Source organism: Streptomyces vastus, from assembly GCF_039532825.1.
GTDB classification, from domain to species: Bacteria; Actinomycetota; Actinomycetes; order Streptomycetales; family Streptomycetaceae; genus Streptomyces; species Streptomyces vastus.
In genome coordinates, this window is record NZ_BAAASJ010000045.1 from 36722 (window position 1) to 58087 (window position 21366).

17 protein-coding genes are annotated in these 21366 nt (G+C 69.4%); 3 read left to right on the forward strand and 14 right to left on the reverse strand.

Translation table 11 applies throughout. The features are described from left to right. Positions 1-22: 22 nt before the first annotated feature. On the reverse strand, positions 23-1501 hold the full coding sequence (locus tag ABD357_RS23575) for a sugar transferase (protein ID WP_344392694.1): 1479 nt from the start codon (positions 1499-1501) through the stop codon (positions 23-25). An 886-nt stretch (positions 1502-2387) separates the two neighbouring features. Here ABD357_RS23575 and ABD357_RS23580 point away from each other — a divergent pair. Then, positions 2388-3155 carry an MFS transporter gene (locus ABD357_RS23580; protein WP_344392696.1) on the forward strand — a complete coding sequence of 256 codons (768 nt, stop codon included), beginning with the start codon at positions 2388-2390 and terminating at the stop codon, positions 3153-3155. A gap of 64 nt (positions 3156-3219) precedes the next feature. On the opposite strand, the gene ABD357_RS23585 is transcribed toward ABD357_RS23580, so the two are convergent. The 10 genes from ABD357_RS23585 to ABD357_RS23630 form a co-directional block, all read right to left on the reverse strand. Next, positions 3220-4638, reverse strand: a complete 1419-nt coding sequence (locus tag ABD357_RS23585; RefSeq protein ID WP_344392697.1) for an NADH-quinone oxidoreductase subunit N — start codon at positions 4636-4638, stop codon at positions 3220-3222. Next, on the reverse strand, positions 4635-6140 hold the full coding sequence (locus tag ABD357_RS23590; protein ID WP_344392734.1) for a complex I subunit 4 family protein: 1506 nt from the start codon (positions 6138-6140) through the stop codon (positions 4635-4637). The genes ABD357_RS23585 and ABD357_RS23590 overlap by 4 nt, the downstream gene beginning before the upstream one ends. Before the next feature lie 5 nt (positions 6141-6145). Then, positions 6146-7993, reverse strand: coding sequence for an NADH-quinone oxidoreductase subunit 5 family protein (locus tag ABD357_RS23595; protein ID WP_344392699.1), 1848 nt, complete (start codon positions 7991-7993; stop codon positions 6146-6148). Then, a complete protein-coding gene (gene nuoK / locus ABD357_RS23600; RefSeq protein ID WP_344392701.1) occupies positions 7990-8295 on the reverse strand; it encodes an NADH-quinone oxidoreductase subunit NuoK in 306 nt (101 codons plus the stop codon). Before nuoK ends, ABD357_RS23595 begins: the two co-directional genes overlap by 4 nt. Continuing rightward, positions 8292-8852 (reverse strand): NADH-quinone oxidoreductase subunit J, encoded by a 561-nt coding sequence (locus ABD357_RS23605; RefSeq protein WP_344392704.1) that lies wholly within the window; start codon positions 8850-8852, stop codon positions 8292-8294. Before ABD357_RS23605 ends, nuoK begins: the two co-directional genes overlap by 4 nt. Before the next feature lie 50 nt (positions 8853-8902). Then, positions 8903-9847 (reverse strand): complex I subunit 1 family protein, encoded by a 945-nt coding sequence (locus ABD357_RS23610; protein ID WP_344392706.1) that lies wholly within the window; start codon positions 9845-9847, stop codon positions 8903-8905. Further along, a complete protein-coding gene (locus ABD357_RS23615) occupies positions 9840-11126 on the reverse strand; it encodes a hypothetical protein (RefSeq protein ID WP_344392707.1) in 1287 nt (428 codons plus the stop codon). The genes ABD357_RS23610 and ABD357_RS23615 overlap by 8 nt, the downstream gene beginning before the upstream one ends. 119 nt (positions 11127-11245) lie before the next feature. After that, positions 11246-11602 carry an NADH-quinone oxidoreductase subunit A gene (locus tag ABD357_RS23620; protein WP_344392708.1) on the reverse strand — a complete coding sequence of 119 codons (357 nt, stop codon included), beginning with the start codon at positions 11600-11602 and terminating at the stop codon, positions 11246-11248. Between the two features lie 479 nt (positions 11603-12081). After that, the gene (locus tag ABD357_RS23625) at positions 12082-13524 is read right to left on the reverse strand and encodes an MFS transporter (protein WP_344392709.1); all 1443 of its coding nucleotides are present in this window, start codon (positions 13522-13524) and stop codon (positions 12082-12084) included. Between the two features lie 274 nt (positions 13525-13798). Beyond that, complete coding sequence (locus ABD357_RS23630) at positions 13799-14092, reverse strand: heavy-metal-associated domain-containing protein (protein WP_344392711.1); 294 nt, start codon at positions 14090-14092, stop codon at positions 13799-13801. 582 nt (positions 14093-14674) lie between these two features. Here ABD357_RS23630 and ABD357_RS23635 point away from each other — a divergent pair. After that, a complete protein-coding gene (locus ABD357_RS23635; RefSeq protein WP_344392712.1) occupies positions 14675-15130 on the forward strand; it encodes a DUF6153 family protein in 456 nt (151 codons plus the stop codon). Between the two features lie 75 nt (positions 15131-15205). Further along, complete coding sequence (locus ABD357_RS23640; RefSeq protein ID WP_344392714.1) at positions 15206-16789, forward strand: multicopper oxidase family protein; 1584 nt, start codon at positions 15206-15208, stop codon at positions 16787-16789. A gap of 155 nt (positions 16790-16944) precedes the next feature. On the opposite strand, the gene ABD357_RS23645 is transcribed toward ABD357_RS23640, so the two are convergent. The 3 genes from ABD357_RS23645 to ABD357_RS23655 all read right to left on the reverse strand — a co-directional run bounded on the left by ABD357_RS23645 (position 16945) and on the right by ABD357_RS23655 (position 21240). Further along, positions 16945-17916 (reverse strand): ABC transporter substrate-binding protein, encoded by a 972-nt coding sequence (locus ABD357_RS23645; RefSeq protein WP_344392717.1) that lies wholly within the window; start codon positions 17914-17916, stop codon positions 16945-16947. Between the two features lie 73 nt (positions 17917-17989). Beyond that, a complete protein-coding gene (locus ABD357_RS23650) occupies positions 17990-18793 on the reverse strand; it encodes a formylglycine-generating enzyme family protein (protein WP_344392718.1) in 804 nt (267 codons plus the stop codon). 86 nt (positions 18794-18879) lie between these two features. Then, positions 18880-21240 carry an arylsulfatase gene (locus tag ABD357_RS23655; protein ID WP_344392719.1) on the reverse strand — a complete coding sequence of 787 codons (2361 nt, stop codon included), beginning with the start codon at positions 21238-21240 and terminating at the stop codon, positions 18880-18882. Between the last annotated feature and the right edge of the window lie 126 nt (positions 21241-21366).

Genomic DNA, 21366 nt, shown 5'->3' on the forward strand with positions numbered 1-21366 from the left:
TTGAGTTGCAGCCCCCCGCGCATCAGTAGGCCCCCTGGCCGTAGAACACCGCACGCAGCGTCTTCCACAAGATCACCGCGTCCAGGGCGAGCGACCAGTCCTCCACGTACCGCAGGTCGAGCCGGACCGCCTCCTCCCATGGCAGGTCGCTGCGTCCGCTGATCTGCCACAGGCCGGTGAGCCCGGGCTTGACCAGCAGCCGCCGCCGGATGTCCGGGCCGTAGGCAGCGGTCTCCTCCGGTAGCGGAGGCCGCGGACCGACTAGCGACATCGATCCGGTGAGCACGTTGAAAAGCTGCGGGAGTTCGTCGATCGAGTACCGGCGCAGCACTGCTCCCACCCGGGTCACCCGCGGATCCCGGCGGAGCTTGAACAGCAGGCCTGCGCCCTCGTTGTGGTCGGCCAGCTGGGCACGTGCCCCGTGAGCTCCGGCGACCATGGTGCGGAACTTGAAAATGGTGAACTCGCGGCCGTCCTTGCCGACCCTGCGCTGGCGGTAGAGCGCCCCACCACGACTGTCCACCATCACGAGCAGCGCGACGAACACCATCAGCGGCGCGAGCAGCATCAGCAGGATCGCCGCGCCCGTCCGGTCGACGACCCCCTTGATCGCCCGGCGGCCCCCGGTGAAGGTCGGCATGCTGACTCGCAGCAGCGGGATCCCGAGCACCGCGTCGACGTGCAGCCGCGGGCCGGCCACCTCCATCAGCACGGGGGCCACGACCATCTCGGCGTCGCTGCCTTCGAGGTTCCAGGCCAGCCGCTGCAGCCGGTCCGGTGACCAGTGCGGGTCCGGTGTGACCGCGACGACACGGTAGCCGTCGTGTCGGACGTGCTTGGCGACGTCCCCCAGCCGGCCGACGACCGGCACTCCGTCCAGTTGGTCACCGTCGAGCCCGCGACCGTCCGTCGTGCACACCGCGTCCACCCGCCAGCCGAGGTGCGGGAACTTGCGGGTTCGGCCGATGAGGTCGCGCACGGTGTCCGGGCTCCCGGCAGCGAGCACCGGTCTCAGGCACCGTCCTTCCTTCCGCTGTTTGTGCAGCCGGAGGCGGAGCAGATATCGCGCGGTCATGGTGACGAGCGCGATCGCGGGGATCGCGACGAAGATCCAGAGCTTGATGTTGCGCGAGGTGAGGGCGATCCCGCCGAGCGCGAGTACGACGGTCGCCGTGAACAGTGAGCGTCCGAGCCGGCGGAATTCCTCGGCGCCCTGGCCGAGCACGGCCGGAGCCCACGACCGGCTCACCGCAAGCGCTCCCAGCACCAGCAGCTCGGTGCCGAATGCGAGAATTACCCACTTCTCGTGCCAGTTGGCCGCGTCCCGGGCGCCGAAGAAGTTGCCGATCGCCGCCGCCACGAAGGCGGTTGCCACGGTATCGCTGATGATCACGGTACGGCGGTACCGCTGCTCCCAGTCGTTCGCGGGCCGGCTGATCGCCCCGTTCGCCAGACGCCCGCGCGCCGACGGAAACGGGCTGACTATTTCCCCTTGCGGCACAGAACCCCCCCAGGTCCCCAGTGGTTCGACGTGTACGCCTAACACTGTTCCTCTGCCGGGAGGCGCCCGCCCCCCGCACTGTTCCCCCCTCGGGAGGCCCCCGCCCCCCGCGTCGCGCATGACATCGCGGCTATTTCAGAGCTACTTGAACAACCCACCCGGGCGGCAGAGACTCGGCTGTCCTGCCGGACTCTCGAGGTGCGCGGGCACCCGCCGAAACCTCGGGTGCTCCCCACACCCAAAGCCCCCTCTGCGGCTCCAAGAATTGACTACCCCCACGTCTGGCGCCGGGGACGCGACTGCTGGCTTTCCGTAGCGCCGGACCTATAGATCATTGTTGGTCGCCTCGTGTCCGATCAGCTGAAGCATGGTCAATCTAGACCATCCGTGCCGGTTTTGGAGAGGGGGTGTGTGTAATTCGTGTTCAAGCTTTGAGAGTTGATCCACCGATCGGTGACCACCCACCGCGCGCGAGCAGCTCGCCCGGCCCCAGGCGCGGCTTCTGCGCGGTAGTGATCGGCGAGCTGCAGCGCCCGTTCCGTGGCGCCCAGTTCGGCAACACCTTCCCGCTGTTCGTGCACTACGGCGTGCCGCTGTGGGTGCCCGAGGCGGGCGGGACGATCGACCCTGGGCGACGAGGCGCACGACTTGATCGTGTCGGTGTTCGGCGGCATGTCCAAGGTCGAGCGCAACAACTCAAGGTCCCGCCCAGGCGGAGAGTTCAGCCCGTACCGTCTGCTCCGGCTCCCTCAGGGGGCCGTATCCGGGTCGCGCGGCGTGTAGTGGTCCAGGAACATCTCCACTCGGTCGGGGCCGTGGAAGAGGGCCCGACCTCGCGGGCGCGCTCACCCTCACCGCCGCACCCGGCCTGCTCGTCTACGGGCTGGTGCAGGCCCGCGACCTCGGCTTCGACGCACCGGGCGCCTGGATGCCACTGATCGGTGCCGTGCTGTCGGCGGTCGCCTTCGTGGCGGTCGAGCGCCGGGTGCGTGAACCGCTCATACGTCTCGTGATCTTCGCAAGGCGGTCGCTCGTCGGCGGCAGTGTGGTCATGCTGGCCGCCTCCGGACTGCTCATCGCGAGTTTCTTCCTGAGCTCCTTCTACGTACAGCACGTCCTGCGTTTCAGCGCGTTGAAGACGGGGCTCGTCTTCCTGCCGGTGGCCGTGGCCATCACACTCGGGGCGCATGCCGCCTCCCACCTCGTGGCCCGGCTGGGCTGGCGCCCCGTCGGGGCCGTCGCCTTCGCCCTGACCGCAGTCGGCGCCGCCCTGCTGACCCGCCTGGAGGCGGACAGCGGCGTCTGGACCGAGCTCGTCCCCGGCTTCGCGCTGTTGTCGCTCGCTCTCGGTACCGCCTTCGTCTGCGCCACCACGGCCGCGATGAACGGGCTGCCGCACCAGGACATGGGACTTGCCTCCGGCCTGGTGAGTACGTCGCACGAGCTGGGCGCGGCGCTCGGCGTCGCCGTGATCTCGACGATCGCCGGGGCGAGCCTGGAGGGCGGTGGCCAGGGTGCAGCAGTGGGAACCGGCGGCTTCGACAACGCCTTCGCCGCGTGTGCGATCGCTGCCGCCGTGGTCGCCGCCCTCGGCGCGCTGCTGTTGCCGGCGGGTCGCCCGGACCCGGCGCAGGGGCCGGTCATGGCGCACTGAGGAAGTCTTCTGGGCTGTGCGGGAGCTTTCGAAGGCGGCAGGAGCGATCTGGCCGCCTTCCATGTCAGCGGTTGATCGGTCCTGCCAACGCATCGAGTACTGGCCCCCCGGCCAGACCGAGTCCGAGCGAGACCACCGTGGCGGCGTACGCGACGAAGCGAGCCGCCTGATCACCCACGGCAGGCTGCGAGGGCCCGCTCCGGGATACCGCGGGCACGATCCAGCGCAGGTAGTAGAAGAGCGACGCCACGGTGTTGACGGCAGCCAGAACGGCCAGCCAGGCGTAGCCGCCGTCGAAGGCGGCGCTGAAGGCTTCGAGCTTGCCGAGGAAAACAGAGGTCGGTGGCGTACCGACAAGCCCCAGCAGGCAGATGACGAGGCTCGCGGCAAGCAGCGGACGTTCCTTGGCGAGCCCTCGGTAGTCGTCCAGCGAATGGGCGCGGGGGAGGGCGCAGACCACGGCGAAGGCACCGAGGTTGGTCACCGCGTAGGCCGCCAGGTAGTACAGCAGCGCCTGCTGGGCGAGGTCCGCGCGTCCGGCGACGGCGACCGGCATGAGGAGGTAGCCGACTTGGCTGATCGTCGAGTAGGCGAGCAGCCGCTTGACGTCCTGTTGGAAGAACGCGCCGAGATTGCCGAGGGTCATGGAGGCGGCGGCGAGTACGGCGACGAGTGCGGGCCATGGCAGGGTGCTGTCCGCGAAGACGACCTCGCCGAGGCGGAAGAGTGCGGCGAGCGCGCCGATCTTGGGGATCGTGGTGAGGAGCGCCGCCACCGGCGGGCTGCTGCCCTGCACGGCGTCGGGCACCCAGAAGTGCGCGGGCACACCTCCGGCCTTGAACAGCACGCCTGCCAGAAGCCCAATCGTGCCGGTGGCGATCAGTGCCTTGGGCGCGTCGCGGAACGCCTCGGCGAGCATGGGATACGCGGTACCGCGTCCGGTCGCGTACAGGACCGTGATGCCGGTGAGCATCAGTACGCCCAACAGGGCGCCGATCACGTAGTACTTGAGGGCTGCCTCGGTGCCCGGTCCGTCCTTGCGGAACCCGGCGAGGGTGTAGGCGGGGATGCTCGCCAGCAGATACCCGGCGGCGAGCAGCAGCAGGTCCTGTGCCCCGGCCATCATCAGTGCGCCGAGGGCCGCCAGCTGCACCAGGACGTAGAACTCCGTTTCCCTGGGATCCGCGCGCAAGGCACGGAAGGAGACGCCGAGGACGAGGAGCGTGCCGCCGAGGACAACGATCCGGGACGTGCTCGTCACCGGGTCGACGGCGAAGGCCTCTCCGAAGGCGGTCAGGGCGGGCTCCGCGGCGGCCACGGCCGCGGCCACGATCCCGGCCACGCACGCGAGGGCGGCCAGCAGCCCCACGATCCACTGCCGGGCACGGGGCAGCCAGGAGCCGAGCAGCAGCCCGAGGACGGCCGAGGCGGCGAGCAGTACCTCGGGGAGGAGGTCGAGGGGGTTCTCGTTCATCTCGGTCATCGGGCGAGCAGCTCCAGGACGGACCGGGAGGCCGGTTCGATGACGTCGAGCAGGAAGCGGGGTGCCACACCGAGGACGACGGCCAGGGCGAGGAGCGGGACGATGGCGAGGCTCTCGTGCGCGCGGATGTCGGGGAACGCGCGCGGTGTGCCGGGTGTGTCGGGCAGGCGCAGCGGGCCCGTGAAGACCTGTCGCAGCGCGCGCAGGAACAGCCCGGCGGTGAGGAGGATGCCGAGTACCGAGAGTGCTGTGGCCAGCGGGCGTGGCCCGAGGCTTCCGGTGAAGATCTGGAACTCGGCGATGAAGCCGGAGAATCCGGGCAGACCGAGCGAGGCGAAGGCCGCGATGCCGGTCATGGCCGCGAAGAGGGGGGCCACCGCGGCGACTCCGGAGTAAGCCGCCATGTCGTACGTCCGCCCACGCTCGTACAGGACACCGGCGAGGAGGAACAGCGCGCCCGTGAGCAGCCCGTGGCTGACCATCTGTGTCACCGCACCGGTGACGGCGAGGGAGCGGGCCTGCTCGGAGCTGTCCGCGGTCGCTGCGGCGGCGCCGACGGCGAGCACGATGTAGCCCATGTGGTTGACGGAGGTGTAGGCGACCATCCGTTTGAAGTCGGTCTGGGCGAGCGCGACCAGAGCGCCGTGGAGGACCGAGAGGACGCCGATGACGACCAGGACGAGGGCGTAGCGGCGCCAGACCTCGGGGAGCATGGGCATGGCGATGCGGACGAAACCGTATGTGCCCATCTTCAGCAGCACTCCGGCGAGGATGGCCGAACCGGCGGCGGGCGCCTCGACGTGGGCCGGCGGCAGCCACGTGTGGAACGGCACTGTCGGGGTCTTCACCGCCAGCCCGACGACCACCGCGAGCAACACAAGGGCGCCGTAGACGGAGCGTCCGGCGAGCGGGTTCTGCTCGGTCAGTTCGACCATGTCGAAGGTGTGCGGGGACGCCGCCAGGTACAGGCCGATGAAGCCGAGCAGCAGGGCGAGCGAACCGATGAAGGTGTAGAGGAAGAACTTCAGCGCGGCGCGGGCCGCCTGGCGATGACCCCAGCCGGCGATGACGAAGTACATCGCCACGATGGACAGGTCGAAGAAGACGAAGAACAGGATCAGGTCGAGGGCCGCGAAGAGCCCCAGGCAGGTGGTCTCCAGGAAGAGGAACAGCGCGGCGAACTCCCGGATGCGGCGGTTCTCCCGGAGGGAGTACAGCGCGCAGGCCAGGAACAGCAGGCAGGTGAGGGCGAGCAGCGGCAGCGACAGCCCGTCCACGCCGACGTGGTAGCCGACCCCCGCGCTGGGGATCCAGCGGGCCCGCTCCTCGTACTGCATGCCGCCGTCGGCCTCGTACCCGATCCACATCGCGATGACGAGGGCGAGCTCGGCAGCCGACGCCGCCACCCAGACGGTGCGGAACACCGTCGGCGTCGTACGGCGGGGGAGTGCGAACAGCAGCAGGGCGACGGCCGTGGGCGCGAAGACGAGGGCGGTCAGCAAGTGGGTCACCTCACGAGGACGATCACGACGGCGAGGACGGTGAAGGCGGCGACGGCCTGGGCGAGGTACTGGTGCAGCTGGCCCGTTTGCGGGCGGCGGGCCCACTGGCCGAGCGCACGCGTACCGGCGGCGACCGAGGCCACCGTGCCGTCGACGGCGCGCTCCAGGACGCCGTCCGTCCAGCGGGCGAACCGCATGGCAGCCGCGGCCGAACCGTCGACGGCCCGATCCACGACACGATCGTCGAAGGTCGCGGCGGCGCGTGCGAGCCGCATCACGGGACCGACGAGGAGGACATGAGCGGCACGCTCGAAGAGCAGCCAGTCCGCGAAGCCCGACTTCGCCCGTGCGGGCAGGGGCAGCGGGCGCGTGCCCCAGGTCCAGGTGACCGCGGCCGCCAGCAGAGCGAGAACCCCGGACAGCACGAACTCCCAGACGTGCGGGTCAGGTTGACCGGCGGACGCGAGCGCGCGCCCGACATTGTCACGCAGCGGCGGGAAGGCCACCGGTGTCAGCGCGAGGCAGGCCAGGGCCAGCAGCACCAAGGGCCCCACGGCGCCGCCCGGGATACGGCGCGCTTCCGGTCGTGGGACCGCTGGCTGCCACAGGTACCAGGCGGCCTTGGTGCTGTAGACCGCCGACAAGAGGGCAGCCGCCAGCGCGACGCCGTACAACCAAGGGCTGGTCTCCAGGGCTCCCGCGAGCAGGACGTCCTTGGCGGCCCACAGCGCCAGCGGAGGAATCCCGGCCAAGGAGAGGGCGCCCATGGTGAAGGCCAGGCCGACGGTCCGGTGGTGGCGGGCGGCGCCGAGCAGCTCGCGGAGCCGTTGGGTGCCCAGTGCGGTCAGCCAGGCCCCGGCGGCAAGGAAGAGCAGGCTCTTCGCCGCAGCGTGGGCGATGAGTTGCAGCGTGCCGCCGGAGGTCGCGTCGGTTCCCGCAGCCAGCACCATGAAGCCGATCTGGGCGCAGGTCGACGCGGCGAGCAGCTGTTTGAGGTCGGTCTGCGCCACCGCGACCAGTCCGAGGCAGAGCGCGGTGGCGGCGCCCGTCCACGCGACCACGTCGTCCCCCCAGCCGGATGCGTCCAGCAGCGGCCCGGTCCGCAGCAGCAGGTACGCGCCCGCGACGACCATGGTCGCGGAGTGCAGCAGCGCGGAGACCGGGCTCGGGCCCTGCATGGCCTTCGAGAGCCAGAAGCTGAAGGGCAGTTGAGCGGACTTGCCGAAGGCGGAGGCGATGACGCCCGCAGTGATGACGGACAGCCAGGGGTCGTCGGCGCGAGCAAGTCCCTCGAGCGACAGTGTCGTATCCCGGCCGCTCGCGAGTGCGGCACCTGCCGCCAGATACAGACCGAGGTCGGCGGTGCGGGTGGTGAGGAACGCGGTGTCTGCCGCGCTCGTACGGTTCGGGTCCCGCCACCAGTAGCCGATCAGCGCCCACGAGGTGGCGCCCATGATCTCCCACGCCATCAGCAGGACCGGGAGAGTCGCGGCGGTCACCGTGACGAGCATGCTCCCGGCGAACAGCAGCATCAGGCCGAAGAAGCGTGCCCGCGCCTCGCCGGTACCGAACTCGGCGGCGCTGAAGAGGAGTACGGCCAGCGTGACCGCGGTGACCGTGACCGCCAGCAGACCGGACAGGCCGTCCACCGTGAGTCGCACCGGAAGCCCGTCGAGGAGCGGCGCCCCGACAGCTGGGTGCCGAAAGGCGGCGGCGATGGCGAGGCCCAGAGCAGCGGCCGCCACGGCGACGGCCACAGGTGGTGCCGCGCGATCGGCCCGGCGCCCCACCACGAGCAGCACCACACCGGCGCCGAGCGGCAGGGCGACCAGCGCCCACAACAGGGCGCTCACTCCTTCAACTCCGCCGCCATGTCGGTCATGTCGACCTCCCGTGACCGGAACAGTGCGGTGACGACGGCAAAGCCGATCGCCATCTCCAGGGCCATCGCCGTCACGGCCAGGACGATCAGGACCTGTCCGTCTGTGGCCGCCGGGGCGATGTAGTGCCAGGCGGCCGCGGCGGCCAGGATCATCCCGCCCAGCATCAGTTCCAGGCCCATCATCAGCATCACGATCGACTGCTGGGTGAGCGCCCCGAACAGCCCGATGCAGAACAGGGCGGCGGCCAGCAGCAGGAACAGTTCCAGCGTCACCGGCCGACACCGCCCCGTACGGGATCGTCCGCGCGTTGTGCCCGCAGATCGTCGCCGAGCCGGTCGTAGCGTCCCCGGCGGGTGGCCAGCACCACGGTGGCGACGATCGTCGCGAACAGCGCCATACCCAGCGTCATCATGGTGAGCATCTGCGGGCCCATGAGGGACATGCCGAGTTCCATGGTGGGATCGGCGGAGGCTTTCCCTCGTCGGGCGGGCCATGGGGCGAACAGGATCCCGGCGGCGAGGAGCAGGAAGACGAGGCCGCAGACGACGGCCGCACCCCGCTTGTTGTGCATCATCGTCATCGGCATGAGCCCGGCCGGGTTCATCATGTACATCACCATGAAGACAGCCATGATGGCCATTTCGATGGTCATCATCAGCACGATGACGATCCCCAGGTAGTCGAGCCCCAGCAGCACGACGAGCCCGCCGACGCACAGCAGCGAGGTCAGCAGGGAGAACGTCGCACGGGCCATGGAGTCGAAGCGGAACACCATCGCGCCGCTGATCACCGCCAGGACGGCCAGGATCCAGAAGACCGCGACATCCATTTACCTACGACACCTCGCTCTCGTCATGGGCTTCGTGCACGTTGAGGACGTCACCGATTGAGCACCACCACGGCCACCACCAGCGCCTGCACGATGGAGAGCGGAGTCAGCACGACCCAGGCCAGCTCCACATAGCGCTCCATCCGCACGGTCGGGACCCTGTGCCGAACCCAGACCAGGAACGCCAGTACGGCAGCGGTCTTGAGCACGGTCCACGCCCAGCCGGGCAGCCACGGCCCGTATCCGCCGCCCAGGAAGAGCGGCACGCTGAACGCCGCGGCCACGACCAGCAGCAGCCACCGGCCACCGAGGAAGAGCACCCGGTCCGCGCCGGACAACTCGGCGGCCGCGCCGCCGGCCACGTCGCGCCCGGTGGGCTGGTCGAACGGCCCCCAGAACGCCATCGCCATCGCACTCAGCAGATAGATCCCGAAAGCGGCCGGCATCCACACGGCGAACCACAACCCCGTCTGTGCGCCCACGACTTCACCGACCCGAAGCGACTCGGCCCCGAGCGCCGCGGTGGTGATCGCGAGCATGTGCGGCAGCTCGTAGGCCAGCCCCTGCGCGAGGAAGCGATAACCGCCGATGAGCGAGAGCGTCGAGTTCGGCCCCCAGCCCGCCAGCCACACCGCAGCCCAGGCCAACGCCTCCATCGCGTTGAACCAGACGATCCCCTCCGGCAGATCGCTCACCGACCGGAAGCCGAGCGGCAGCACGACGGCAGCGAGCATCGCGGCGACGGGGAGGAGGGCCGCCCCGATCCGGGCCAGCGGCACATCGGAGGCCCGAGTGCGCCGTGGCTGCTGCACGAGCTGCCGCAGCACCTCCCGGCCGGGAACTGCCGCGCGGACGGCCGCCTCACCCAGGGACCCTGCTCGCCCGCCCCGGGCACCGGCCGCGAGCACGGCATCGAATCCAGCCGTCACAAGGGCGACCGAGAGCAGGAGAACAGGCAGGACGAAGACCGCCCACAGCGGCGCGCTGTCAGTCATGGGCCATCCCCACCGCCGGCACGTGCGCCAGTTCGTCGAGGTCCGGGTCGAGGCTCGCGACGATGATCCGGGCACCGGCGAACTCCGCGCCCTCCAGCAAGCCGGGCAGAGCATCCAGCAGCGCCCGTGACGGAGGCACCGGTCCGTCGACCCGCCCGCGCGGCCCGATGGCCCGGGCCGTGTCCAGCGCCTCGGTGTCGTCGCACTCGGCCGCGCTGCGCCAGGCGGCATCGAGCCACGCGCGCATCCGGTCGTACGCATCTCCGCCGGCGAGCAGGGGAGGGCCGGTGACCCCAAGGTGCCGCGCGTGCTCAGCGGTGAGGGGCCCCAGCCCGGTGGTCAGCCACCGCAGGGTCCGCGAGCGCTCCGCCCGACGGATCAAGGGACGTAGAAGACCGCGGAGTTCCGCGGCGTCGGCTCCGGCCAGGGCGCGATCCCGGACGCGCCGGAAGCGGGCGGCCATGTCGGCCCACCCCGTCACGGCGAAGAACCTGCCCAGACTGTCCAGATGCGCGGCACACAGCCGCCTCGCAGCCTCCCCCTGGGACACCCGTTCGCCGCTGAGCGCCCGCAGCCACGGCTCGCTCCAGAAAGGCGGATGCGGCGATGCGGACCCCTCCGCCTCCACGGTGACCTGCTGGACGATGTCGCCCTGCAGAGCCACACGCAGGACGAGCCCAGCGGGCCAGTCGACGAGGGCCGGCCCGAGCGGCACGTGGAGCCGGTCGAGCCTCAGCCCGTCGCGGTCGTCGGCGCGATCGGCCATGGGCAGACCGTCCACGACGCCCATGGCGTGGCCGGCATGACCGTGGTGGCCGCCGTGCATGTCGTGGCCGCCGTGCGTGTCGTGGCCGCTGTGCATGTCGTCACTGTCGTGGCCGCTGTGCATGTCGTCACTGCCGTGTCCGCCGGCGTGCCCCTCGTGGCCGCCGTGCTCCCCGTGATGATCCACGTGACCACCGTGACTGTCGTGGCCCTCGGGTGCTCCTGGGTTCTCATGCGTGTCATGCGCGGTGTGCTCGGCCTTGCCCTGCCCGTCGTGATGGGCGTGCGCGTCGTCCTCGTGGTGATGGTGACGTGGCGCTTCCCCGCGCCGAAGCTCGGCGAGTCCGCGATCGAGAGCCTCGGCGACCTGCCCGGCGTCCGTGACCGGTACGAGGGCCTTGGGCGCCGGGATGGCGCGCCACAGATTCGCTGCCCACGCGTTCTCCTCGTCGCTCTTCTCGGCGTGGTGACCACCCAGGACCACGAGCAGATCAGCCTCCGCGGGCGCGCTCACACACGGCCACCCCCGACGTACCAGCTCCGTCTCGACGGCGAGCCGCTCGCGCGTGCTTCCGGGGGACACCGCCAGCAGAACTCCCGGCCGGGAAACGGCCGTCCGCAAGAACCTGCGCCTCAACTCCACCGGAAGGCCCCCTCCCGCCAGGCGTAACCGACACCGGCGAGCAGGATGCCCAGGAAGAGGAACATCTCGACGACCGCGGTCGTACCGACGGCCGAGACGACCTTCGTCCACGGATACATGAACAACATCTCCATGTCGAAGGCCAGGAAGACCATCGTGACCGGATACCAGCGCACGTGGAACCGGGAGAGGGGATGCTCTTGTGGTTCGAGCCCTCCGCTGAACGGTCCGGTGTGCAGCGGCGCGCGGATCGCCCGCAGCGCGATGGACACGGCGTGGAGCAGCACGACGGCCGCGACGACCAGCACGAGGAGGAGCAGGACCGGTTGCCAGTCGGATGTCTGCACACGGACTCCCTGTCGAGGATTGCCCCAGCCGGTTACCCCGGCGGCGGCATGTCAGCCGGCCGTGACGTGCGGAACGTACGACACCGGGGCTGACGAGGTATCTCGTCCCGGCGTCAACTGCCTCCAGCGGTCGTGTCCGTCAACGACTTGGCGTAGGCCGCGCCGGCCCTCCAGAGCCAGCGCCCACCGGCCAGCAGCGCCAGGTGAGTAACGGTGACACGACGAGATGGCACTATACCCCCTTGGGGTAATGCCGGGGTGGCCGACAGTCGACCGCGCAGGCGGACAGCACTCCCGCGCCGAGGGCGCGAGCGGTTCGGGGACGCTCGAGCGGCGCGGCTTCGGAGGGTTGGACCGTGACCGCGAACGGTTGCGGCCACCGCTCGGTCCCTCGAAGGGTGCTGCCCTTCTGAAGGGTCGGTGCGGTGGCCGTCGAGTCGCCCGTTTCCACGACGAGATCACACAGTTTCAACGGCCTCCTAGGTGGTCACGGATTCGTTCTGCGGCCGGGCAGTGGGTTCGTGGGCCTTGCCGTGCGTGGACCTGCTGCCGCGCATGAGCAGTGCGGTCAGCAGGCCGCCGGTGGCCGCGATGGCGGCGGCGGCCAGGAACGCGGCGCTGAATCCGTCGGTGAGGGCGGAAAGGTCGCCGAGTTCACCCGCACCCTGCGACGTGGCGAGCGCGGTGAGCGCGGCCAGGCCGAGGGCGGAGCCCACCTGGTAGGTGGTGTTGACGATGCCGGAGGCCAGACCCGCCTGCTCCTGGGGTACGCCCGACATGGCGGCCATCATCGCCGGGATGTACGCCAGTGACATGCCGAGCGCTGCCACCAGCGAGGCCGGCAGGGCGTCCACCACGAACGTGCCCGTCGGCTCGACGGCGGCCAGCCACAGCAGGCCCGCGGCGAGGACGAACAGACCTCCCACGATCAGCGGCTTCGGGCCGAAGCGGCCGAGCAGTCGTGCGGTGACCACCGTCATGAAGAGCATCAGCAGACCGGTCATCGGCAGCAGCGCGGCGCCGCTGGCGAAGGCCCCGTAGCCGAGCACCTGCTGGAGGTAGAGGTTGAGGAAGTACCACATCGGGATCCAGGCCGCGCCCAGCAGCGTCATCGCCAGGTTTGACGGGGCGAGGCCAGGGGTGCGCCATACACCGAGAGGCATGAGCGGCGCCTTGATCGAGCGCTGGATGACGAGGAACAGCCCGAGGAGTACGGCGGCGCCGATAAGCTCCAGGACGGTCTGACCCGTGCCCCAGCCGACCTCGGGGGCGCGGACGACGGCGAACACCGCGAGCGCCAGACCGGCCGTGACGGACGCTGCACCGAGAACGTCGATGGCGCCGCGCCGGCTCGCGACCGACGGCAACAGTCCGGTGGCCAGCAGTGTGGCGACGCCGATCGGGATGTAGATGATGAACACCCAGGGCCAGCTGGCCCATTCGGTGAAGACGCCGCCGAGGAAGACGCCCGCCGTGCCGCCGGCCGGGGCGGCGGCGCCGTAGAGCGCGAGGGCCTTGCCGAGTTCCCTCGGGTCGTGGCTGAAGAGCATCATCAGCAGCGTCATGGAGGCGGGTGCGATGAGCGCGCCGCCCACGCCCTGGACGGCGCGGCCCAGGACTTCCACCCATGCGGTCGTCGCGGCGGCGGCCACTACGGAGCCTGCGATCAGTACGGTCCAGCCGCTCACGAAGATCCGCCGGGCGCCGAGCAGGTCGGAGAGCCGGCCGCCGAGGAGCAGTAGGCCGCCGAAGGCGATGACGTACGCGTTGAACACCCACTGGAGATCGCCCTGAGAGAAGCCGAGATCGCGCTGCATCTCGGGCAGGGCCACGCCGATGATCGAGGTGTCCATGATCACCATGAACTGGGCGGTGGCGAGCACGAGTAATGCCCACCAGCGCCGGGGGTTGACGGTTGACATGAGGTTTTCCTTTCTCTCTGAATATACCCCCAGGGGGTATGAAGGGAAGGCAAGTTAGCATACGGCTGGGGGGTATGGAAGGGGGTTGGTGCCGCTGAGTCGACGACTCGGGAGGCCAATGCGAGCGACGGGCTCGGCACCGAGGCGCCCGGCCTGATCGGGCCGGGCGCCAGGGGGAGACCGGGACGTACGGCGTCCGTATCGGCGGAGCGGTGTGTCCCGGCCCGGGGAGCAGTTCGCGAGTTCGGGACCGTGAGGCCCCGGAGGGGGGCTGTCAGCCGCGGCCCACAAGCTCGTAACCGGCCTCGTCGACGGCGGCGCGGACGGCGTCTTCGTCGAGCGGGGCGGCGGAGGTGACGGTGACCTCGCCGGTCTTGGCGACGGCCTTGACCGCGGTGACGCCGTCCAGGGCGGAGATCTCCTGGGAGACCGAGCTTTCGCAGTGGCCGCAGGTCATGCCGGTCACCTTGTAGGTGGTGGTGAGGCCGACGCCCTGGACGTCGACCGCGTCGCCGGAGCCGCAAGAGCCGCAGCAGGAGCCGGAGTTGGAGTTCGTCTGGGTGGTCATTGGCTGCATCCTCGGAGTGTGGGTGGTGGGTTGGTTTCCGGGTGGGGCGTTGTTCCCCGGCCCGTCCATGACGCCCACACTATACCCCCTAGGGGTATGAAGGAACCCGTGGTGCTGCCCGCGCGGTCGGTTCAGCCGGCTTCCGTCTCGCCAACCGATTAGTGGGTGTCGCGGCCTGCGATGACACACGCACCTGCCACTCATGCGCGCTCAGCAGGCGAGCCCGCGAAGCTCCTTGGCCTCCTCCTCTTCTGCCCGGGCGACCCCGAGCGTTCTCAAGAAGTACTAAGCTAGTTCGTGCTTCCGCGTCCGCCTCGACGGCACGGAGGCCCCCGGCCGTGCTCGCACGCGACCGGACGATGAGCGTGGTCGTGGACGGTGCGACAGGAAGTGGCACGCAAGTGCTGGCACCGCCCACGGCCGCGCCTCGGGAGACCTGTGAACTCGGTGGGCGACGCCCGCGGACTCGTCTGGCGGAGGCTGTCGGGCCGATGGAGATCACATCGGGCCGTGAAGCCGTTATTACCCCCAGGGGGTAACATGCGACTCCGGTGACCAGTCAGCACGGCACAGGTGGAACTCATGGTGATAGGGGCGGCTCACAGCGGCGGCGGCACGGCCGTCCGCTGGGCGTACGGGGTGTTCCTCACCCTTTGCGTCGCGCTGGCCGTGCTCGTCCACCACGAGACGTCCATGACGTCCATGACGACCGCCTCGCCCATGCCGGGCTCTGTCCGCATGCCGGTTCCCGCCCACGCGGCTCATGCGATGGCGCATACGGGTCATGTGATGGCGGGCGAGGCGACGCCCTCCGCCTCGGAATCGTCCACGCACGGCGTCGATTCCGGCGCCTGCGACATGCCCGGTATGCAGCACTGCACCACGGCGAGCGTCGGTTCCGTGCACCTGGCCGCGCCAGCCCGGAGCGCGTTCGACTCGCCCGCAGACCTGGAGCGTGCCGCGGCAGGTCGTGCCCCCGCCAGTACGGTCGGCCGTGCCCCGCCCGATCTGTCCGTCCTCTCGCAACTGCGCATATAGGCCGCGCCGGACGGCGCGCGATGTGCCGTCCCTCCGCGACCGCATCGGCAGTTTCGAAACAGAGGACACAACACAATGAACAGCATCAACCGCCGCTCCGTCCTGCTCGCCGGGCTGGGAGCCGCAGGCGCCGGAGCACTCGCTGCCTGCACCAATGCGAGTGGCTCCGGTAGCGGCAACGCCCTGGTCAACCCTTCCGGTTCGGCGGTCGCCGCCGCGGAGAAGAAGCGCAAGAGCACAGGACGCCTGCAGAAGGCAACCCTGACCGCCGCGCCCGCCACCGTCGACCTGGGCGGCGGCGTCATGCCCAGGACCTGGGCCTTCGACGGCCGCGCCCCGGGCAAGGAGATCCGGCTGTCGGTCGGAGACACCCTGGTCGCCGAGCTGTCGAACCAGCTTCCGAACAAGACGCCCACGTCGATCCATTGGCACGGCATCGCGCTGCGCAACGACATGGACGGCGTGCCGCCCGCCACACAGAGTGCCGTCCGGGCCGGCTCCACCTTCACCTACCGCTTCATCGCCGACGCACCCGGCACGTACTTCTTCCACCCCCACGTCGGCGTCCAGCTCGACCGCGGCCTGTACGCCCCGCTGATCGTCGAGGACCCCAACGAGCCCCTCGCGTACGACGACGAATGGGTCGTCCTCCTCGACGACTGGGTCGACGGGGTCACCGGCACCCCTGACGAGGTCTTCGCCGAGCTCAAGCAGGGCATGGGCGGCATGGAGGGCCACGACATGGGGGACATGGGCGAGATGGACATGGGGGACTCCGAGTCCCCCTCGGCCTCCGCCTCCTCGGATGGCATGTCGATGGGCAAGTTCATGCTCATGGGCGCCGAGAGCGACCTGCTCGGCGGCGATGCCGGCGACGTGAAGTACCCGCACCACCTGATCAACGGCCGCGTGGCGGCCGACCCGGACGTGTACACCGGCAGGCCCGGCAAGAAGGTACGGCTGAGGATCATCAACGCGGGCGGTGACACCGCCTACCGTGTCGCCCTCGGCGACCACAAGTTCACCATCACCCACACCGACGGCTTTCCGGTCCAGCACCAGAAAGTGGATGCCCTGCTGGTCGGCATGGGCGAGCGCTACGACGTCCTCGTCACCCTCGGAGACGGAGTCTTCCCGCTCGTCGCCGTGGCCGAGGGCAAGAACGCGAACGGCTTCGCCCTGGTGCGCACGGGCTCGGGGAACGCCCCGAAGCCGACCGTCCGCCCGAAGGAACTCGACGGCCTCATCATGACGGCCTCCCAGCTGCGCGCCGCCGACGACGTACGCCTGAAGTCCGCCGGGACCGACGTGACGCACCAGCTCAAGCTGACCGGCGGCATGGCCAAGTACAACTGGGCCATCAACGGCAAGCCCTTCGACATGGGCAACCCCGAAGCGAAGCCCATCATGATCGAGGAGGGGCAGCGTGTACGGCTCGACTTCTTCAATGACACGGACATGTGGCATCCGATGCACCTGCACGGCCACACGTACCAGATCGGTATCTCCGGTCCCCGCAAGGACACCGCGATCGTGCTGCCGAAGAAGAAGTTGTCCGTCTTCTTCGACGCCGACAACCCGGGCCAGTGGATGCTGCACTGCCACAACGCGTACCACGGTGAGGCCGGGATGATGGCGAACGTGGCCTATCCGGCCTGACGTTCACGTGCCCCATCCTCAATTCGCGGACCAGGGGCGGGCGCTGATCCTTCGGCGCCCGCCCTGCCATTCAGGCACCGAACGGCGGCCCATCCATCCGCATCCCCTTCGCGACGTCGGCGAGGGGCGTGACCGTGGAACGCCTCTCCCTGCTCCTAGCCGAGCCAGGCCTGGACCTTGTCGGGGTTCGCTTCGACCCACTTCTTCGCCGCCGCCTCCGGAGACATCTTGTCCAGCGCGATGTACTTCGCCACGGTGTTCTGGTCCTCGTTCGTCCACTTGAAGTTCTTCACCAGGTCATAGGCCGGGCTGCCGGACTTCGCGAACCGGGTGCTGACGATCTTGTCGAGGTCGAAGACGGGATAGTCGCATGCGACCTTTGCGGGATCGGCGTCACAGCCCGCCGTGTGCTCGGGCAGGGCGACGTGGACCAGTGGTATCTCCGAGAGGAACCACTGCGGTTCGTAGAAGTAGCCGATCACCCACTTCTTGTTCTGCTCGGCGTCCCGGAAGGCCTGGATGAGCGCGGTCTCGCTGCCCGCGTACACCACCTTGAAGTCCAGCTTCAGGTTCTTCACAAGGGCTTCGTCGTTGGTCTGGTACGACGGATCGCCGTCCAGCAGCTGCCCCTTGCCGCCCGACTCGGATGTCTTGAAGTTGGACGCGTACTTGTTGAGGTTCTTCCAGTTGGTGATGTCCGGGTACTTCTTCGCGAGCCACGGGGGGATGTACCAGCCGATGATGCCCTTGAGGCCGGTCTGGCCGAGGCTGACGGCGGTCTTCTGCTGGGTGATGTACTTCTTCTTCAGGTCCTCGTGGCCCCAGTTCTCGAGGATGGCGTCGACCTCGCCGGTTTCGAAGCCCTGCCAGCCGATCTCCGCCTTCAGGTCCTTGTCGGTGACCTTGCAGCCGAGCTTCGTCTCCGCGACATAGCCGATGACCGCCGCATTCGCTTCATAGCCCACCCAGGGGTTGACCGCGAGGTTGAAGGTGCCGCACTTGCCCGAGCTGCTGTCCGACCCGGTGGTGCTTTCACCGACCTTCGCGCCGCCGCAGGCGGTGAGGGTGAGACTGAGGACCGCCAGGCCCGCCGAGGCGACGCGCCACTGTCTTGCTTGCTCTGCCATGGTCTTGCTCCTTATGCGCCGGCGCGTCACGCCGTCGCCTGAGTGATCGAGTTGAACACGAGCCACGTAGGGATCAAGCCATGTCCACGGCACACCGGAACCCCACGTTGCCGGTTGTCGAGTCCGGGGGCAGGCCCTGTCTTGCGGCGACCCTGTAGCGGCGGCAGTACGACGCGTGGCACAGGTAGGAGCCGCCTTTGGCGACGCGCTCCTGCCCGTCGCCCGCCGGGGAGAACGGGGCGTCACACCACTCCCAGACGTTGCCGGTGGCGTTGTACAGGCCGAAGCCGTTGGGCTCGTATGCCTCGACCGGACAGGTGCCGTACCAGCCGTCGGCCGTCGGGTGCCGGTTGGGGAAGTCGCCCTGCCACACGTTCATCCGGGGGCGACCGCCCGGCTCGAGCTCGTCGCCCCAGGGGAACACCTTGCCGTGCAGTCCCCCTCGGGCGGCGCGTTCCCACTCCGCCTCGGTGGGCAGGCGCTTGCCGGCCCAGGAGCAGTAGGCGCGGGCGTCGTGGAAGTCGACGTGGACGACCGGGTGATCCGCGCGGTCCTCCCAGGTGGAGTGCGGTCCGTCGGGATGACGCCAGTCGGCGCCCTCGACCTGACGCCACCAGGGCGCGCCCACCACTGAGCGGGTCGGCGGGAAGTCGTCCGGGAGCAGACCGGCGAAGACGAACGACCAGCCGGTCCGCTCGGCCAAGGAGCGGTGCCCGGTGTCTGCGGCGAAGCGGGCGAACTGTGCGTTCGTCACCGTGCAGGCGTCGATCGAGAAGGCGTCGACGTGCACCGTGCGCACCGGACCTTCCCCGTCGGCGGGGTAGGCGAGCGCGTCCTGGCTGCCCATGAGGAACTCGCCGGTGGGAACGGTCACCATGCCGTCGGTGTTTGCCCTGAGGACGGCGGCGGTCCGCCGTGCCGGTGGCCGGTCCGCCCCCCGGCCGCCGGAGGGCGCGCAGCAGCTCACTGGGCCCCCATGACGCGCCGGTGCAGCCCACCGTCGAACTCGGACGATCCGCCGGTCTGGACGTCCAGATCGATGCGGACCGTGTGAATGGTCCCGGTGAACTCGTTGTCCAGGGCGGCGTAGTCGTCGGTCACCGGTGTACTGAGGTCCACTCCTACGTCGAGTGTCTCGTCGAAGGAGAAGTAGTAGGGGATCGTCCGGTCGACCCGGCCGGTCGCGTGCTTCTCGCCGTCCACCAGGAGCACGGCGGCTCCGCCCTTGCCGAGTCCGCCTCCGTCATAGTCGAATTCGAGCCGGACCTCGTGCCGTCCCGGTGTCAGGGCCCGGTCACCGCGCACGGTGTACAGGCTCATTCCGAAGTAGTTGTAGGTGTAGGCCGGCCTTCCACCGGTGATGTAGAGGGTCCAGCCGCCGAATCGGCCGCCCTGTGCGATGAGTACGCCCTCGGCCGCCGTGTCCGGCACGTCGATGTCCGCGGTGATGCTGTGCGAGCGGTTCTTGATGTTGGGTGTGGTCTCTTCGGTGAACCGGCGCATTCCTCCGCGGTAGGTCACGGACTTCCGGTTTCCGAGCAGATCGATACGGCCGGCCACGGCGGGGTTCTCCCGTTCGGTGACCCGGTCGTCCAGGGGGAAGACCTGGTACTTCGCGGCTTCGATCAGGAACAGATCCTGCAGGCTGCGCAGCTTCTCGGGGAACTCGGCGGCGAGGTCGTGTGCCTGACTCCAGTCGTGGTCGAGATCGTAGAGTTCCCACACGTCGTCGGCGAACCGCCGGTTCTTGTCCGGGATCATCTCCCAGGGGATGCCGTGCCGGGTGACTGCCATCCAGCCGTCGTGGTAGACGCCGCGGTTGCCGCACATCTCGAAGTACTGCGTGCGGCGGTGCTCGGGCGCCTGGGGATCGTTGAGCGTCTGCCGCATGCTCGTGCCCTCGATGGGTTGCTGCGTCACCCCGTCGACGCTGAAGGGCGCCGGGACGCCCACGCAGTCCAGGATCGTCGGCAGCACGTCGATGACGTGGGAGAACTGGTGACGAAGGCCGCCTCGTTCGGGGACCCCACGCGGCCAGTGCAGGATCATGCCGTCCCGGGTGCCGCCGAAGTGTGACGCCACCTGCTTGGTCCACTGGTAGGGGGTGTTGAGCGCGAGTGCCCAGCCCGCGGGGGCGATCGGGTAGCTGTACGGGCCGCCGATCTCGTCGATGTGGTCGATCATCTCGTCCGGGTCGTCGACGATGCCGTGGCCGAGGCGGTGCTCGACAATCGTTCCCTCGATGCCGCCTTCGCCGGAAGCGCCGTTGTCGCCGAGGATGTAGAGGACGATCGTGTTGTCCAGCTCGCCCAGTTCCTCCAGCGCGTCGAGGAACCTGCCGACCTGTACGTCGGCGTGTTCGGTGAAGGCGGCGAAGGTCTCCATGAACCGGGTCGACAGCCGACGCTGGTTGCCGGTGAGTTCGTCCCAGTGCGGAACGCCTTCCGCCCAGCTCGCGAGTTCCGCGTCCTCGGGTACGACGCCGAGGTCCTTCTGCCGCTGCAGGGTCACCTCGCGCTGCCGGTCCCAGCCGTGGTCGAAGCGTCCGCGGTACTTCTCCTGCCACTCCGGGCCGACGTGCAAAGGCGCGTGCGCGGCACCCAGCGCGAGATAGGTGAAGAACGGCCGGTCCGGGGTCAGCGTGCGCTGCGTACGAACCCAGTCGATGGCGTGGTCGACGAGGTCCTCGGACAGGTGGTAGCCGTCCTCGGGCCGGCGATCCGGCTCGACCGGTGTGGTGCCCTGGTACAGCAACGGGTACCAGTGGTTCATCTCGGCGCCCATGAACCCGTAGAAGGTGTCGAAGCCCTCCCCGGTCGGCCAGCGGTCGAACGGCCCGACCGCGCTGATCTCCCGCGGTGGCGTCTGGTGCCACTTGCCGAAGGCCGCCGTGCTGTAGCCGTTGCCCTGCAGGATCTGCGCCATGGTCGCCGCGCTGCGCGGCCGGAATCCGTTGTACCCGGGGGCCGCGGTGGCCATCTCGGTGGTGCCGCCCATGCCCACCGAGTGATGGTTACGGCCGGTCAGCAGGGACTGCCGGGTCGGCGAGCACAAGGCCGTCACATGGAAACGGGTGTAGCGCAGACCGCCCTCGGCGAGCCGGTCCGCGGCCGGCATCTCGCACGGCCCGCCGAACGCGCTGGAGGTGCCGAACCCGAGGTCGTCGACGAGCACGATGACCACGTTAGGTGCGCCCTCCGGCGGCGGGACCGGACCGATGGGAGTGAAGGCGGCCTCCTGGTCGTGGACGTCCATCGCGGTCGTCAGGGGAAGGCGGGTGTCCGGCCGGGGGAGTATGTGCCGTCCGGCCTCGAAATCGGTCATGTAATTCTCCGTCGGAAAATGTCACCCGCTCTTTTCCGGCAAAAGTGGCAGGCGATCCGACGCCGGTCAACAAGGAACCTTGAATCCTCCTGAACCGGTTTTGAATCAAGGCAATAGAAAACTTCT